The 15162-nt window shown below is 40.8% G+C and carries 17 protein-coding genes; 8 read left to right on the top strand and 9 right to left on the bottom strand.

Annotation, left to right across the window (positions count from 1 at the left end; translation table 11 throughout):
* Position 1 precedes the first annotated feature (1 nt).
* From DYH63_RS04560 to DYH63_RS04530, 7 genes are all read right to left on the bottom strand, one after another.
* Positions 2 to 595 carry a Uma2 family endonuclease gene (locus DYH63_RS04560; RefSeq protein ID WP_116787690.1) on the bottom strand — a complete coding sequence of 198 codons (594 nt, stop codon included), beginning with the start codon at positions 593 to 595 and terminating at the stop codon, positions 2 to 4.
* Between the two features lie 45 nt (positions 596 to 640).
* Complete coding sequence (locus tag DYH63_RS04555) at positions 641 to 1312, bottom strand: DEAD/DEAH box helicase (protein ID WP_116787689.1); 672 nt, start codon at positions 1310 to 1312, stop codon at positions 641 to 643.
* A gap of 112 nt (positions 1313 to 1424) precedes the next feature.
* Positions 1425 to 2588: a sigma-54-dependent transcriptional regulator gene (locus DYH63_RS04550; RefSeq protein WP_116787688.1), complete on the bottom strand. Its 1164-nt coding sequence runs from the start codon at positions 2586 to 2588 to the stop codon at positions 1425 to 1427.
* Between the two features lie 308 nt (positions 2589 to 2896).
* Complete coding sequence (locus tag DYH63_RS04545; protein ID WP_116787687.1) at positions 2897 to 4189, bottom strand: ABC transporter permease; 1293 nt, start codon at positions 4187 to 4189, stop codon at positions 2897 to 2899.
* Between the two features lies 1 nt (position 4190).
* Entirely contained in the window at positions 4191 to 5120 is a 930-nt protein-coding gene (locus DYH63_RS04540; RefSeq protein WP_116787686.1) for an ABC transporter ATP-binding protein, read from the bottom strand.
* Between the two features lie 209 nt (positions 5121 to 5329).
* Positions 5330 to 6463 (bottom strand): molecular chaperone DnaJ, encoded by a 1134-nt coding sequence (gene dnaJ, locus DYH63_RS04535; protein WP_116787685.1) that lies wholly within the window; start codon positions 6461 to 6463, stop codon positions 5330 to 5332.
* Positions 6464 to 6484: 21 nt separating this feature from the next.
* Positions 6485 to 7054, bottom strand: coding sequence for a nucleotide exchange factor GrpE (locus DYH63_RS04530; RefSeq protein ID WP_439952031.1), 570 nt, complete (start codon positions 7052 to 7054; stop codon positions 6485 to 6487).
* Positions 7055 to 7210: 156 nt separating this feature from the next.
* On the opposite strand from DYH63_RS04530, the gene DYH63_RS04525 reads away from it, so the two are divergent.
* The 3 genes from DYH63_RS04525 to DYH63_RS04520 are packed head-to-tail and all read left to right on the top strand — an operon-like array spanning position 7211 to position 8465.
* On the top strand, positions 7211 to 7849 hold the full coding sequence (locus DYH63_RS04525; RefSeq protein WP_116787683.1) for a hypothetical protein: 639 nt from the start codon (positions 7211 to 7213) through the stop codon (positions 7847 to 7849).
* Positions 7850 to 7881: 32 nt separating this feature from the next.
* On the top strand, positions 7882 to 8118 hold the full coding sequence (locus tag DYH63_RS21225) for a hypothetical protein (protein ID WP_162926927.1): 237 nt from the start codon (positions 7882 to 7884) through the stop codon (positions 8116 to 8118).
* A complete protein-coding gene (locus DYH63_RS04520) occupies positions 8085 to 8465 on the top strand; it encodes a hypothetical protein (RefSeq protein WP_162926926.1) in 381 nt (126 codons plus the stop codon). Before DYH63_RS21225 ends, DYH63_RS04520 begins: the two co-directional genes overlap by 34 nt.
* A 75-nt stretch (positions 8466 to 8540) precedes the next feature.
* On the opposite strand, the gene DYH63_RS04515 is transcribed toward DYH63_RS04520, so the two are convergent.
* Both DYH63_RS04515 and DYH63_RS04510 read right to left on the bottom strand, forming a co-directional pair.
* Positions 8541 to 9446, bottom strand: a complete 906-nt coding sequence (locus DYH63_RS04515; RefSeq protein WP_116787681.1) for a TIGR01777 family oxidoreductase — start codon at positions 9444 to 9446, stop codon at positions 8541 to 8543.
* Between the two features lie 89 nt (positions 9447 to 9535).
* Positions 9536 to 9991 (bottom strand): DUF4442 domain-containing protein, encoded by a 456-nt coding sequence (locus DYH63_RS04510; protein ID WP_116787680.1) that lies wholly within the window; start codon positions 9989 to 9991, stop codon positions 9536 to 9538.
* Positions 9992 to 10287: 296 nt separating this feature from the next.
* On the opposite strand from DYH63_RS04510, the gene DYH63_RS04505 reads away from it, so the two are divergent.
* The 5 genes from DYH63_RS04505 (at position 10288) to DYH63_RS04485 (ending at position 14986) form a co-directional block, all read left to right on the top strand.
* On the top strand, positions 10288 to 11052 hold the full coding sequence (locus DYH63_RS04505) for a GIN domain-containing protein (RefSeq protein ID WP_116787679.1): 765 nt from the start codon (positions 10288 to 10290) through the stop codon (positions 11050 to 11052).
* 21 nt (positions 11053 to 11073) lie between these two features.
* Positions 11074 to 11418, top strand: coding sequence for a PadR family transcriptional regulator (locus tag DYH63_RS04500; protein ID WP_116787678.1), 345 nt, complete (start codon positions 11074 to 11076; stop codon positions 11416 to 11418).
* Positions 11411 to 13237: a PspC domain-containing protein gene (locus DYH63_RS04495; protein WP_116787677.1), complete on the top strand. Its 1827-nt coding sequence runs from the start codon at positions 11411 to 11413 to the stop codon at positions 13235 to 13237. Before DYH63_RS04500 ends, DYH63_RS04495 begins: the two co-directional genes overlap by 8 nt.
* Before the next feature lie 11 nt (positions 13238 to 13248).
* Entirely contained in the window at positions 13249 to 13968 is a 720-nt protein-coding gene (locus DYH63_RS04490) for a head GIN domain-containing protein (protein ID WP_116787676.1), read from the top strand.
* A gap of 169 nt (positions 13969 to 14137) precedes the next feature.
* Positions 14138 to 14986: a GIN domain-containing protein gene (locus DYH63_RS04485; RefSeq protein ID WP_116787675.1), complete on the top strand. Its 849-nt coding sequence runs from the start codon at positions 14138 to 14140 to the stop codon at positions 14984 to 14986.
* Positions 14987 to 15162 lie beyond the last annotated feature (176 nt).

Here is a 15162-nt window from a genome sequence, read left to right as displayed (position 1 = left end):
TTTATTCAAAAATTTCAGCTATGCTAAAATCAAGTTGTGGAAATAACGGACTTTTAATAAGGTCATCTTCCGTCAGCGGGCGCTGTCCCGAAAGTTTACCGTTAACCAGAGAATAGACAAATACTGTTTTTTCGGCAGGTTCTACAATCCAGTACTCCAGCACGCCGGCCTCTTCATAAAGGTCAAATTTAATACCCAATTCCTTTTTAGAATTACCGGGAGAAAGTATCTCTATAACAAGATCTGGCGCACCGTTACAGCCACGCTCATCTAATTTATCTTCACTGCAAACCACACATAGGTCAGGCTGTACTACCGTATATACTTCTTTATCGGGCGTACTCTTTTTGCGGTTGAGCATTCGCACGTCAAACGGAGATAAATATAGCTGACACTTGCCTTTAGCAAAATATTTAGCCAGTTCAATATGAAACCTGCCTACAATAGTTTGATGTGTCCTTCCCGGTGCGGGACTCATCTTAAATATTTTACCTTTAAGCAATTCGAGCCTGTCCTGAAATTTCCAGGTAAGGTAATCGGCATATGAATAGGTCTTATCCATATCCAGCTGGCTGATATCGGTAATTGCAGGCATAATAACTTTTATTATAAAGATAATTAATTTTAGTTCGACATAAGGCTATTCAGCCTCATGCTCAAAGCCTTCGGCTTCGTCGTCATGTTCTTCTTCTTCCTCCCCTTCTTCCATTTCAAAGAAAAGCGGTTCTATCATCAGCCTGTCTGCAACCGACTCTACACGCTCGGTAATAACATCGGTAAAAAACAGGCGCTGTACTTTGGCTATACCATCGCTAATGCGGGCAATCCTGGTTTCGTGCCTTGCCTTTAGCAATATATCGGCATCATCAACAATAAACATTTTAAGCTGGTTTACGTCAAAGCCGGCACCACCAAACATATCGCTCAGTCTTATTGGTGTACCTATAAGCACATCAATACCCAGAGATATCTGGTTTTTATCCTCATCAAGATTGGTCTTATCGTGCACGCCATATACGCGAAGGTCTGTATGCTTGCCAAATTTCTCAAACAGGTCCATCATCTCCAGCATCTTAGGCTTATCCTGTACAAATATCAGTGCACGGGGCGACTCCATAAACTCTTTTTCAAGCTTCTGGATTACGTTAATTACAATAGCTGTGGTCTTACCCTCTTCAGAAGGACCGCAAATAACGCAGTCTGCACCGCTCTTAATTGATCCAAAAGTTTCTCTCTGAAGTTCTGTAGCTTCAGTCAAGCCCGCTATTTCAAGGTCTTGTTGTAATCCGGGGTTTATTTTTTTTAATTTCACTTTTTAAAAATATTATTACACAAAGGCTCACAAAGCCACCGCAAAGGAACGCAAAGAATTATAAAACCTGGCGAAACTTCGTGGCTTCTTTGCGAGCCTTTGCGAAAAAAACTTATTTACTGGCAAAAAGCCTTACATCGGTTTCAGATATTTCGCTGCCGCCAAGAATAATAAGGCGTTCTACCACATTTCGCAGTTCGCGGATGTTACCCGTCCAGTCATACTCCTGTAACAGATTTATAGCATCTGTAGAGAAGCGTTTCTGGGCGTTGCCCTGCTCGCTGGCTATCTTTTCGGCAAAGTGCTCTACAAGCAGCGGAATATCATCGCGCCTGTCGTTTAGCGCCGGAACCTTAACCAGTATTACGGCAAGGCGGTGGTATAAATCCTCACGGAAACGGCCTTCGGCAATTTCTTTTTTCAGGTCTTTATTTGTAGCCGCAATTACGCGCACATTAACTTTAATATCTTTCTCAGCCCCTACCCTTTGTATCATATTCTCCTGAAGCGCACGCAACACCTTAGCCTGCGCCGGAAGGCTCATATCGCCTATCTCATCCAGGAAGATGGTGCCGTTATCTGCCGCTTCAAACTTACCGGCACGGTCTTTTACTGCACTGGTAAACGCACCCTTAACATGACCAAAAAGTTCGCTCTCTATAAGTTCGCTGGGTATGGCGGCACAGTTTACCTCAATAAAAGGAGCTGTGGCACGGTCACTTTTTTCGTGCAGCCAGTGGGCTACGGCTTCTTTACCGGTACCGTTTGGCCCCGTAATAAGTACGCGGGCATCGGTAGGCGCTACCTTTTCAATGATTTCTTTAATGTGGTTAATGGCATCGCTGGCCCCAACCATTTCATAGCTTTTGCTAACCTTCTTTTTCAGCATCTTGTTTTCTACCACAAGCACTTTACGGTCGAGCGCATTACGTACCGTGTTTAGCAGCCTGTTAAGGTCGGGTGGTTTTGAGATATAGTCAAAAGCCCCAAGACGCATGGTGTTAATGGCGGTTTCAAGGTCGCCATGACCGGAGATCATTACAAACGGAATCTCAGGCTTAATCTTTTTTACGGCTTCCAGCACCTCGACACCATCCATTTTTGGCATCTTAATGTCGCACAGTACAAGGTCGTAATCGTCGTTCTTTATTTTTTCAAGCCCTTCCTGCCCGTCTGCGGCTTCCTCTACTTTGTAGGTGTCGTTTTCCTCACTAAGTATCTTGCCCAGCACACGGCGAATGGCGGCTTCATCTTCTATTATCAGTATTTTTGGCATGTATTGAGATTGTTGGTGTTTTATATTATTAGACTTTGAGTAATTAAACCTCAATATATCTTTTTAAAATGTAACATACTAATCAGTTAACAATTATTTGAATAGAATTAGTCTTTAATTACATCTGCATTTCCACTTCTATATATTTTATAACCACATAGAGACATAGCTTTTTAAACGTATAAAGTATGGATAGAGAAAATCTACACATAGCTATGTAAGCGGAGCTTAAACTTATGTAAACTTCATGTTTTTAGCACATAACAGGCTATGTACCTATATGGTTAAATACTCAATGCAGGAACAAACTAATACTTAAGCCACTTGAATATCTCTTTATACGTTGGCTTTTTGCCATACATCAATATACCTATGCGGTAAATTTTTGCCGCAAACCACACCACTAAAAAGAAAGTAGCAAACAATATGCCTACTGACAGTAATACCTGCCAAAGCGGCACACCAAACGGTATACGCATTAGCATAACAATAGGCGATGTTAATGGTATCATACTAAAAACAGTCGCCACTGTACCGTTAGGATCGCTCATAACGGTAAAAAAGCCTACATATACCCCCAACATTAATGGCATGATGATAGGTAAAAGGAACTGCTGAGAATCGGTCTCGCTATCTACTGCTGCACCAATGGCTGCATATAATGAACTGTACAAATAAAATCCTCCAATAAAAAACACGATAAACGAAATGAACATGGTAAATAATGGCAGTTTAAGCAATTCAGCAAAAATTAGTGCTGCATCGCTCTGGCTAACCTGCGCGGCCTGCTGTTGTGCCATGCCGGCACCACCACCCATTTCCATTCCAAATACACTGGTAAGTACGATAAGCAACACCGTGCCCAATACTGCCCAGATAAAAAACTGTAGCAAGCCGGCTAATGATGTACCTACAATTTTGCCCATCATGAGCCTGAATGGTTTTACCGATGATATGATAATTTCAATAATACGGTTTGTTTTTTCTTCAATAACGCTGCGCATTACCATATTACCATAAATAATAATAAACATCATGATAAGGTAGCCAGAACCGCCACCGATGCCAATGCGTAACCAGGTTGCACCCTTAGTGGTTTCTTCGCCACTAAATTTGCTCAGTTTTACAGCTGTATCGGCCTTAGCCTTTTCTATTTTATCATAATCAAAATGAAGCCTCTTAAGATTAGCCTTAGTAACTTTATCGTTTATAATACGCTCTAGCCCTGACACAAATTCTACATTAGGACTCTCATTGCTTATGTACTGTACCTTGCTTTGCAGTTGTACAGTATCGGTAAGCTTAGGCACATAAACAAGCCCAACATAATCTTTAGTGGCCTCTTTTTTAGCCGCTTCAAATGGCAGTGCAGTAAGGTCGTTGTACTGGATATGGTCATCGCTTTTAAGGTCGTCTTTTAAAAAACCGCTTTGGTCATATATCGCTATCTTGGTAACTTCATCTTTGTTAACACTAGAAAGATATGCCACAAGCCCACCCATAGCTACAAACAACAGCGGACTAAGAAACGTCATTACAATAAACGACTTGTTGCGCACCTTAGCCGTAAATTCCCTTTTTATAATTAATGATAAGCTCATGTTATTGTTTTTGGCTAACGGTTTGAATAAATATATCGTTTACACTTGGTATCTTTTCTACAAAATAAGTTACCTCGCCGTGCTGCATAAGGTATTGCAGGAGTTCGCGCGGCTTTTCGCCCTGTGGTAACGATACCTGAAGCTTAAGCTCGTCGTCTAGTGTTTTAAAGTTGGCCTGTTTTGTAGCATATTTTGTACTGACATCTGCCAGTAAGCCCTGAAAATTTTTCGGAACAATACCTACCTCAAACGTATTGGTGCGGTACTGTTTTTTAACCTCCTGCAAAGGGCCTTCTATAAGCTTGTTCGATTTATGGATAAGGGCAATGTGGTCGCACATATCTTCTACACTCTCCATGCGGTGGGTAGAAAAAATTACGGTAGTGCCCTTATCGCGCAGCTCCATAATTTCGTCTTTTATCAGGTTAGCATTAACCGGGTCAAAACCACTAAACGGCTCATCAAGAATAAGCAGTTTAGGGCGGTGCAATACCGTAACCACAAACTGTATTTTTTGGGCCATACCCTTGCTCAGCTCCTGTATCTTTTTATTCCACCAGCCTTTTATCTCCAGTTTTTCAAACCAATAGTCCAGCTGCTCCTTAGCTTCTTTTTTACTAAGCCCTTTTAGCTGCGCCAGGTATAGTGCCTGCTCGCCCACTTTCATGGTCTTGTAAAGGCCACGCTCCTCCGGCATATAGCCAATGTGAGACACATGGCTGGGATTAAGCGGTTCGCCGTCCAGCAATACCTCTCCCCCATCGGGCATGGTTATTTGATTAATGATGCGGATTAATGATGTTTTGCCGGCACCGTTGGGGCCAAGCAGTCCATAAATGCTGCCTTTAGGAACGCTTAACGATACACTGTTTAGTGCTGTGTAATCGCCATATTGCTTTACAACATTTTTAACTTCGAGTATAGAATTCATTGTGTTTTATTGCGAATTGTAAAATTACAACAATAAGGCGCAATGCTACCCAAAATGTTACATTAATAATTAACAGAAGTTAAAATACCAATAATAAAAAAAAACCCACCCTTATAATGCGTAAGCGTACAAGGATGGGAAAAATTGCTATGAAAAAGAAAAATTCACTAATTGAATAGTGAATTTCAAATGTATAAATTTTTCTTAAATTACGAAAACATATCTTTAACTTTTTCAAAAAAAGATTTGTCGCTCTTTTCAGGATTTGGCCTGAAATTGTCGTCTGTAAGAGCTTTCTCAAAAAACTGACGTTGCTCTTTGTTAAGCGTTTTTGGCGTCCATACATTTACATGAATAAGCAAATCGCCGTTACCATAGCTGTTAAGGCTTGGTAATCCTTTACCTTTAAGCCTTAGTATCTTACCGCTTTGTATGCCTTCTTCAAGTTTAATGCGCACCTTTCCGGTTACCGTTTCAATATCCTGAGAGGTACCCAGTGCAGCTTCAGCAAAGCTTATATACAAATCCAGGTGCAGGTTTTCGCCTTCACGCTTAAGTGTATCATGCTCTACCTCTTCTATTGCCACAATAAGGTCGCCCGGTATGCTGTTGCCACCCGGTGCATCATTACCCTTACCGCTTACTTTTAGCTGCATGCCATCGGCTACGCCGGCAGGTATTTTTATGCTTACAGTTTCGTCTTCCATCACCATACCCTGAGCATCGGCATTAGCCGGCTTGCTTTCTATGATCTGGCCAGAACCGCCACAGCTATGGCAGGTAGATGCCGTTTGCATACGACCCAGGATTGTATTGGTAATTTTCATTACCTGTCCTGCACCATTACAGGTAGGACACGTTCTGTACTGTACGCCTTTAGCCTGAACTTTGCGTTTTACCTTAACTTTCTTTTCTACGCCGTTAGCAACTTCCTCAAGGGTAAGTTTAACTTTTATACGCAGGTTGCTGCCTTTTACACGACGCTGGCCACCGCCACCGCCAAAACCACCAAAACCTCCGCCGCCGCCAAAAGCACCGCCAAAGATATCGCCAAACTGGCTGAAAATATCATCCATGTTCATGCCACCGCCATGGAAACCTCCACCGCCACCACCGCCTTCAAAGGCGCCGTGGCCGTACTGGTCATAACGTGCTTTTTTACTAGCATCGCTAAGTATTTCGTATGCTTCGGCTGCTTCTTTAAATTTTTCTTCGGCAGATTTATCGCCCGGATTTTTGTCAGGGTGGTGTTCTATTGCTTTTTTACGGTATGCTTTTTTTATCTGATCTGCTGATGCACCTCTGTCAATGCCCAGTACTTCATAATAATCTCTCTTTGCCATTATGCCCGTTACTCTTTAAAATTAATTACCCAGTACTACCTTAGGGAAACGGATAATTTTGTCTCCCAGCTTATATCCTTTCTCCACCACATCTACAATTTTACCTTTAAGCTTAGGTGTAGGTGCAGGTATTTGTGTAATTGCTTCGGCAAAATCGGCATCAAAAGCATCTCCGGCTTTAAGTTCTACCTGCTCCAGCCCCTTAGATGTAAGGGTATCTTTAAGTTTATTGTGTATCAGTTCTACACCTTTAAGCAATACCTCATCTTCGCTCTTGCTTATTTGCACAAGGGCACGGTCAAAATCGTCAAGTACAGGCAGCATGGCTTGCAGCACTTCCTGGTTTGCTGTTTTAAACAGGTCGATACGCTCTTTAGAGGTACGTTTTTTATAGTTTTCAAACTCTGCAAAAAGGCGCAGGAATTTGTCTTTTTCGGCAGCAAGGTCTTCCCTTAACTGTTCTTCTTCCGATAGGTTTTCTGCAGAAGGTAGCCCCTCCTCTGCCGTTTGGTCAGCAGTTTGCTCAGTTTCATTTACTAATTCGTCCTGTTTTAGCTCTTTCTCGGCGTTTTCAGATTGCTCTCGGCTCATATTTTTGAATATTTTCTTAAACATTATGTGTCAAATGATCGCTTTAGCGAGTTGCAAAAGTATTGCCAAATTTTGTAAAATGCCAATTTGTCATTAAACTAAACACATCTAAAATAATTTGGTATATTTACCCTAACCAACCTTATCATGTAATTTATGAGCACACTTCTTAAAAAAGCAATGCTTTTATTATTGTTTGCTTTTTCTTTTATCAGCAATGCACAAAATCTTAAATACTATATTGAGATTGACAAAAAACTTACCCTAACAACCAAAACTGACTTTGAAAAAAGCATTGACTATAAAAAGAATATTGATGTTTACTTAGAAAGCAATGACAGTAAAATCGCTGTTTTGTTCGAAAGAAAAAGATATGGCAAGCTAACAAAAGATGAAATAGATGAGTTGCGAAAATTTTTGAAAGAACAGGGAAACATTCGCGTAACTGCATCAAAATACATTATTATTGACTATGTAACGTCAGTACCTTTTGACGATGATTATCCATTGCCCATACACTATGCAACTAAAAAGGCATACCTCAAAAAATTAAACAATACTGTACCCCAACAGCATTTTGCTATTTATAACGACCACCCCCGGAATGAACAATATGCAGTGCATCATACAAGAGCATTTGCAGATAAGGAAAACTACATTCTTAAGTTACTTTTTACAGCAGAGGGCGACTATGGCAACGTAGCTGTTATAAGCCCCGATGGCTCCTTTATATCACATTTGGGTGAATATGATGGAGATACCGTTTTAGAAATGATAAATAAATTAAAAGGTTAGGATATTCAAAATCACAAAATACTACACCTACCATGAACTCATTACTTAAAAATGCTGCACTAATGGCCATGCTTATGTTTTGTACCATATGCAGCGCGCAGGACTTTAGCTATTATATAGAAATTGACAAAAAACTTACTCTCACAACAAATGACAATTTTGAAAAGAGCATTGATCATCATATAAATGTTGATGTATATCTTGAAAATGATAAAAAAAGATTGCCGTGTTGTATGTGCGCCAGCGCGAAGGTAAACTTACAACAGTAGAGTTAGCAGGGCTACGCCAATATTTAAATCAAGCCAATAATGAAAAAATTAAGGATGATGAATTTATAATTATTAATTACATTACGTCTTATCCTGTCATTGAACCCCAAGAGACTTTGTCTTCCTGGAGCATTTTAAATAAAAGCTTTTACAACAAAGCACAAAAACTTGCACCCGGAAAAATGTTTTATATCTATAATCAACAACAACCCAATGCTATCTATAGTTATAAAAGGAAACATATTAAATGGTTTTCGGATAAAGACAATTATGTTCTCAAACTTCTTTTCCCGGCTGAGGCCAACTATGGCAATGCAGCAGTAATAAGACAGACGGTACTTTTATGACCTACATTGGTGAGTATGGCCCCGATGAAGTTTATAAAATGATTGATAAATTAAAACAAACGGGTAATTAGCTCTTTACTTAAGCGCATCTTCAATCGCTTTTTCAAGCGACAAGAATTTAAACTGGTAGCCCTCATTTATTATTTTACGGGCACTTACATTCTGGCTGTCAAAAAGCAAGGTGCTCATTTCGCCCAAAACGGCTTCCATTACAAACTTAGGAATGTTTGGCATAAAATAAGGCTTGCCAAGTACACGGGCCAGGGTTTTAACCAGCTCATTTTGGGTTACCGGATGCGGTGCAGCGGCATTATAAACCCCTTCTAGTTCGTTTTTAAGGGCATAATAATAAATACCTGCAAGATCTGTAAGGTGAATCCACGATTGCATTTGTGTCCCACTGCCAAAAGCCGCCCCAAGGCCAAACCTTGCCGGTGCAGCCATTTCTTTAAGCACACCGCTTTTGCCACTAAGCACCAGCCCCGTGCGAATTTTAGCTACACGAATGCCCAGTTTAGCTATCTCATCGGCAGCGGCTTCCCACTTTTGCACAACGGTGCCCAGGAAAGAACTGTCGCGCTCTGTACTATCTTCGGTATATACGGTATCTGTACTTGACGGATAGATACCTATGGCACTTGCCGACACAAATTCGTGCACGCTGTTTTGTGTGTTCTTTAAAAGACTGTGCAAAACATTTGTAGTAAGTATACGGCTTTGCAGTATTTCCTGCTTATATTTTGACGTCCATCGTTTGCCTATAGAAGCACCCGCAAGGTGAATTATAGTACCCACGCCGTCTATACAATGCGGATCTATTTCTCCCTTATCGGGGTTCCATAAATACCCGTTGTATTTTTCATCGTGCTGCACCTTATTTTTAGACGTGGTAAGGTAGTTAACATGGTAGCCACCCTTAAGGAGCATAGACACCAGCTCTGTACCCACCAGCCCCGTGGCACCGGTAATTAAAACTTTCATACCTATCTATTTTCTACATACAAAAATACCCTACCGTGGCAACGGAGAGGGCAATTATACACGGGTTTAACTAATCTTTGTGATTTCTTTCACGGTTTTACACGCACACTCCATTCAAACTGCAGCTCGCTAACCACATCTCCGGCTTCATCTGTACCTACAGATTTCATCCAGAAGGTTTGCCCCTCGCCCGTAGCTATAGTTTGAGTTATGGCATCTTTTATAAGGTGCCCGTCTGTACATATAAAGGTTATACGCCCCCGCGCCTTTTTAGTAAAGGTACTTTTATTATTAGCCACCAGCATTGATATCTTTTTACCACTTTCTTTTATATGATACATTACGAGTGCACCTGTACTAAGTTCGGCAGCCATGGCCTGTACGGCAAAATACATACTGTTAAACGGGTTTTGGTTTATCCAGCGGTGTTTTACAGAAACCGTGCATTGTTCTTTATTTATTTGCTTTGTTCTTACGCCGCAAAAGTATGCCGAAGGCAACTTGAATAACAGGAAGGTATTAAGCTTAGAAGGAGTAAATTCCATTATCTATAAGGTTTACAGCTAATTTACAATTTATTACGGAATTAACAAATGTTAATATTTTGTTAAATATAAGTACTATGCGATACAAACTACCTGATTAAAGATATATATTTGCATAAGAAATTAATGGTTATAAGAACATACTATGCAAATACAGCTATTATAAGTTAACGGAAGCCGGCGCCGTGTTAGGAGTTAGTCATCAATCAAATCATCATCTGCCTGCGGCCGGCAGCAGTCAGAAAATCATCATCATCAATCACAGGATTTCAATCATCATCAAAAAACGAACAGTAATGAAACAATTAATCATCATCGCCATAACAGCCCTAACAGGAATGATGGCACAGGCACAGGTAACAGAAACAAGAACAGCAAAACCTGCAACAACGCTTGAGGTAAAAAACGGCATTGAGGTAATCTACACCCAGGGTAATGCAACCAGCGTAAAAGTAGAAGCAAACAACAGGGAGGCACTTGATAATGTGGCTACAGAGTTTAAAGGGAACACATTAAAAGTATATATTAAAAACCAGGCCGAGTCAAAACCACAGGTAAGTACAGTAAGGGTATTTGTTACACAACCACAGGTAACCGGCTTTAAAGTAACAAACGGCGCTGTGGTAAAAGCAACAGGCATATTAGAAGTTGCTGATGCCGACATAAAACTGGAAACCGGTGCTACCTTTGTAGGAAATATTAAGGCTACCGGAACCTGCCGCATTGTATCTAAAAACGGTTCAGGCTTTAGGGGCACGGTAAATGCCGGTAAATTTAAAGGCGATGTTACTGCCGGAGGGTATATTAAAATATCAGGATCTGCGGCAGATGCACAGTTTTTTTGCAGCAGCGCATCTATACAGGCGGGGCAGTTTATTTGTAAATCTGCCGATGTAATGGCTAAAAATGCTTCGGCTGTAGCCATATATACAGATACTGCCATAAAAATAAGTACCGATGCCTCCAGCAGTATTACCTACTATGGAGAACCCGCCCAGATAAACCTTGGCGACAATGCTTACAGTATACAAAGGGCTACGCAAAAGCTTACCCTTAATTAAAAATATAAATGAGAAGAACCTATGAATGTTGAAAATACCAAAGCCCAGATGCGCAAAGGGGTACTGGAATTTTGCATCCTATCTGTATTAAGAGAAAAGGAAGCATATACCAGCGAGATACTCGACACCCTTAAAAACGCAAAGTTGCTTGTGGTAGAGGGTACTGTTTACCCACTGCTTACAAGACTAAAAAATGACGGTTTACTAAGTTACCGTTGGGAAGAATCTACATCGGGGCCGCCACGAAAATACTATGGCCTTACCGAGAATGGAAAAGTTTTTTTAAAAGAGTTAAATAATACCTGGACAGAACTGAGCGACGCAGTTACAACAATTACCACCATAAAATCAAAGAGCCATGAATAAAACAGTAAGTATTAATTTAGGAGGCATATTCTTCCATATTGATGAAGATGCCTACCAAAAGCTGAACCGCTACTTTGACGCGATTAAGCGTTCGCTTTCGCCCGATGGCAAAGACGAGATCATGAGTGATATTGAGGCGCGTATTGCTGAGCTGCTTTCAGAAAAAATAAAGACCGACAAGCAGGTAGTAGGACAGCGCGAAATAGACGAGGTTATCTCTATAATGGGTAAGCCTGAAGATTACAGGATAGACGAAGAAGGTGCTAACGGCGCCGGAAGCGCATCCGGCAATGCTGATTATACATCCGGTAATGCGGGCGAACCCGGTAGTGCTGGCTTTGAATACTACCGTACCAAAAAGTTTTATCGTGATACAGATAATGCAATGGTATCTGGCGTATGCGCCGGCCTGGGGCATTACACAAGGCTGGAACCACTTTGGATACGTATAATATTTATACTGCTGCTAATAGCATCTTTTGGTACAGCATCTATAGTGTACCTGCTGCTATGGGTATTAATACCACCGGCAATAACCACTACAGAAAAGCTGGAGATGCGCGGTGAGCCCATTAACATATCTAACATCGAAAAAAAAGTACGTGAAGAGTTTGCCCAGGTAAGCGACAGGCTAAAAAACGTAGACTACGACAAGATAGGTGGTAATGTAAAAACAGGTTTTGAGCGTGCCGGCCATGGCGTAGGGAGTATGTTTAAAAGCATCTTTAAGGTTATAGGCAAAATTCTTGGAGCACTGCTAACTATATGGGCCGGGCTTGTACTGGGCACAATGTTAGTATTCTTTATCATAGTGCTGTTTGCTACATCTGCTACAGCACCGGGCTGGTACCCTTATGTTGAGCTTGTTAACTCTGGCACTGCCCCAATCTGGCTTACTGCCGTTTGTATGTTCTTTGCTATAGGTATACCTTTCCTGGGGATATTTTTACTTGGGTTAAGAATACTTATTACAAACATGAAATCTATAGGTACTGCTGCTTTCTTTTCACTGCTTGTAATATGGATAGCCAGTATTTGCGGTTGCGCTTATTTTGGTTTGCAACAATCGGCACAGTTTAGTAGCGAAGGAAAAGTAGTTGTAAAAAGCGACCTTAACATTAGCGACCAGGAACCACTGAACATAAAATTCACTTACGATAATTACTACGCAAAATCTGTAAACGATACCCGTACTTTCGAGCCCGTGCAGGACTCTGTAGGCCATGATCTTATATTTAGTAACGAGGTTAGGCTATACATAATGAAGGCGGAAGGCAACAAACCATATATACAGGTAGAGCGCAAAGCAAGGGGCTTATCTATGAACGAAGCCCGCGATATTGCAAAAACAATAGATTATGGTTTTAAAGTTGAAGGAAATAACTTAATTTTAAACAATTATTTGCTTACACCCGCTGAGTCTAAATGGCACCAGCAAAATGTAGAAGTGTACCTGTACCTGCCTGAAGGTTATAGTTTTCAGCCAGACGGCAGCGTAAAACATTTTGACGACAGTGATAATGATTTCTTTGACCTTTGGTTTGATAACGATGAGCACCTGTACCATATGGGATCTGAGAAAGTAGAATGTTTTGACTGCGTTACCGACGAAAATGGAAACCCTGTAATAAGCATTGAACAAGTTGAGATGTTACCTGCCCCGCCAGAGCCAGTAGCACCTGTAACAGAGCCGGGCGATGCGCAACGTTCAATAAACAATGCACAAAAGAGCATTAACGAGCGCGAAAGAGAAATTGAACTTAAAGAAAGGGAAATAGCGATCAAAGAACGTGAAAGGCAGCTAAACAAGAGCAACTAAATTTTACAACCATGATAAAAGTTTTTGTACACATTGCCAAAGCAGCTGTTGCTATTATTGCAGCACTACTTTTTACCTCGTGCATGGGAATTAACGGCAGCGGAAACATTGTTACCGAAAAGCGCACGGTTAATGGTGCCTTCACAAAAATTTCGGCTAAAGACGGGCTTGAGGTTTATATAAGCCAGGGCAATGCGGTAACCATTAGCGTAGAAGCTGATGATAACCTGCAACGCCACATAAAAACGGAAGTAAGTGGTGGTATACTTAAAGTTTATACCGATAAAAACATGCACTCGTCTTCAGCAACAATAGTAAGTATTACCCTGCCCACACTGGAAGGTATTGAATCATCCGGAGGTACATCTGTAAAAGGCAATACGGTATTTAAAACCAATAACCTAGTGCTGGATGCAGGTGGCGGTAGCCATATAGAAATTAGTGCTGATGCTCAAAAAATTACCCTTGATGCCAGCGGCGGAAGTAACTCAACAATAAAAGGTACCACAACTACATTTAATGTTGATGCCAGTGGTGGCAGCTCAGTAGATGCCGGCAGCCTTGTAGCTAGTACGGTAGATGCCGATGCCTCAGGTGGGGCATCTGTAACGGTAAATGCTGTAAAAAAACTTACCGCAGATGCCTCCGGCGGTAGTAGCATAAATTATGTAAAAACACCTGAGTCGCTTCAAAAAGACGCTTCTTCCGGCGGTTCTGTAGAACAGCGATAAAAAAATAATACCATATACAACCCTGCCATACCGGTGGGGTTATTTTTTATATGCCTACAGCATCTGTAATACAAAACGTTAAAACTTATATGCTACAAAATAATTTTAAGTAGTTTTTGTTTTAAGGGTTCGCTATATTTGTTTCCACCAATATATTCAGATACATTTTATGAAAAGACTTATCCTGCTTGCATTACTCACTATTAGCACTGTTACCTTTGCCCAGAAGCGCGATAAAATTAAAGGCTCTAAAAACGTAACTACCGTACAAAAAGAGCTTGATGCTTTTGACACTATAGAATTAGAAGATAATATTGAGGCTTACCTGGTAAGTGGTGCAGCAAAACCACTGGAAGTAGAAACAGATGACAACTTGCAGGAAGTTATTATGGCCGAAGTAAAAGGCACCACCCTGCGCCTTTATACCAGTAAAGAGATAAGTGGTGCAAAAAAAATAGTGGTGCGCATAGGCTATACCCCTACCCTTAAAAGCATTACCACAAAACACGAATCTATGCTTTATGCCGCCACAGACCTGGTAACAGACAGCATAGCCATTAAAAGCATTGACTTTTCTAAGTTATTTTTAAACGTAAAAGCAAAAAGTTTTTCGCTGAATATGAATGACAAGGCTACGGCAGAACTTAACCTAAAAACGGATAATGCAATTGTAGCACTTAGCAAAAATGCCAAAATAAAAGCTTTAATATCCTGCAAAGACATAAAGCTGGATATGTACCAAAAAACAGTTGCCGCCATAGAGGGCGATGCCGATAAGGCCACCGTAAGGGTAGATAATATGGTAGAATTTACAGGAAAACGCTTTACCGTTAAAAACCTTGAACTTACTACAGAGAGTTATGCAAAAAGCAGTATAAGCGCAGCAGAAACACTTATTATGAGCGCCAGCGGCAAAACAGTGACCGAAGTTTTTGGCAATCCTGACAAGCTGACCATCACTCTTAAAAAGTTTGCAGACAGTGCCGTACTTTCTAAAAAGGAAGATAAGGACAAATAAAACCAAGGCATATTAGCCGCAATGCCACATAGCACTCAATACATTAATTATAGCTTAGAGCCTGTTTGAATTTTCTTTTTAAGAATGTCTATTGGTTATTTTTGAGCGAAACAAGCCAAATTTTAGAGGGATAGCGCGCTATCATGATAAAATTTAACGCAGTTGCAGCCAAAAAA

The organism is Flavobacterium psychrotrophum, assembly GCF_003403075.1.
Taxonomy (GTDB): Bacteria; Bacteroidota; Bacteroidia; order Flavobacteriales; family Flavobacteriaceae; genus Flavobacterium; species Flavobacterium psychrotrophum.
The sequence above is the reverse complement of the archived record's forward strand: the minus strand, read 5'-3'. Positions and strand labels throughout refer to the sequence as shown.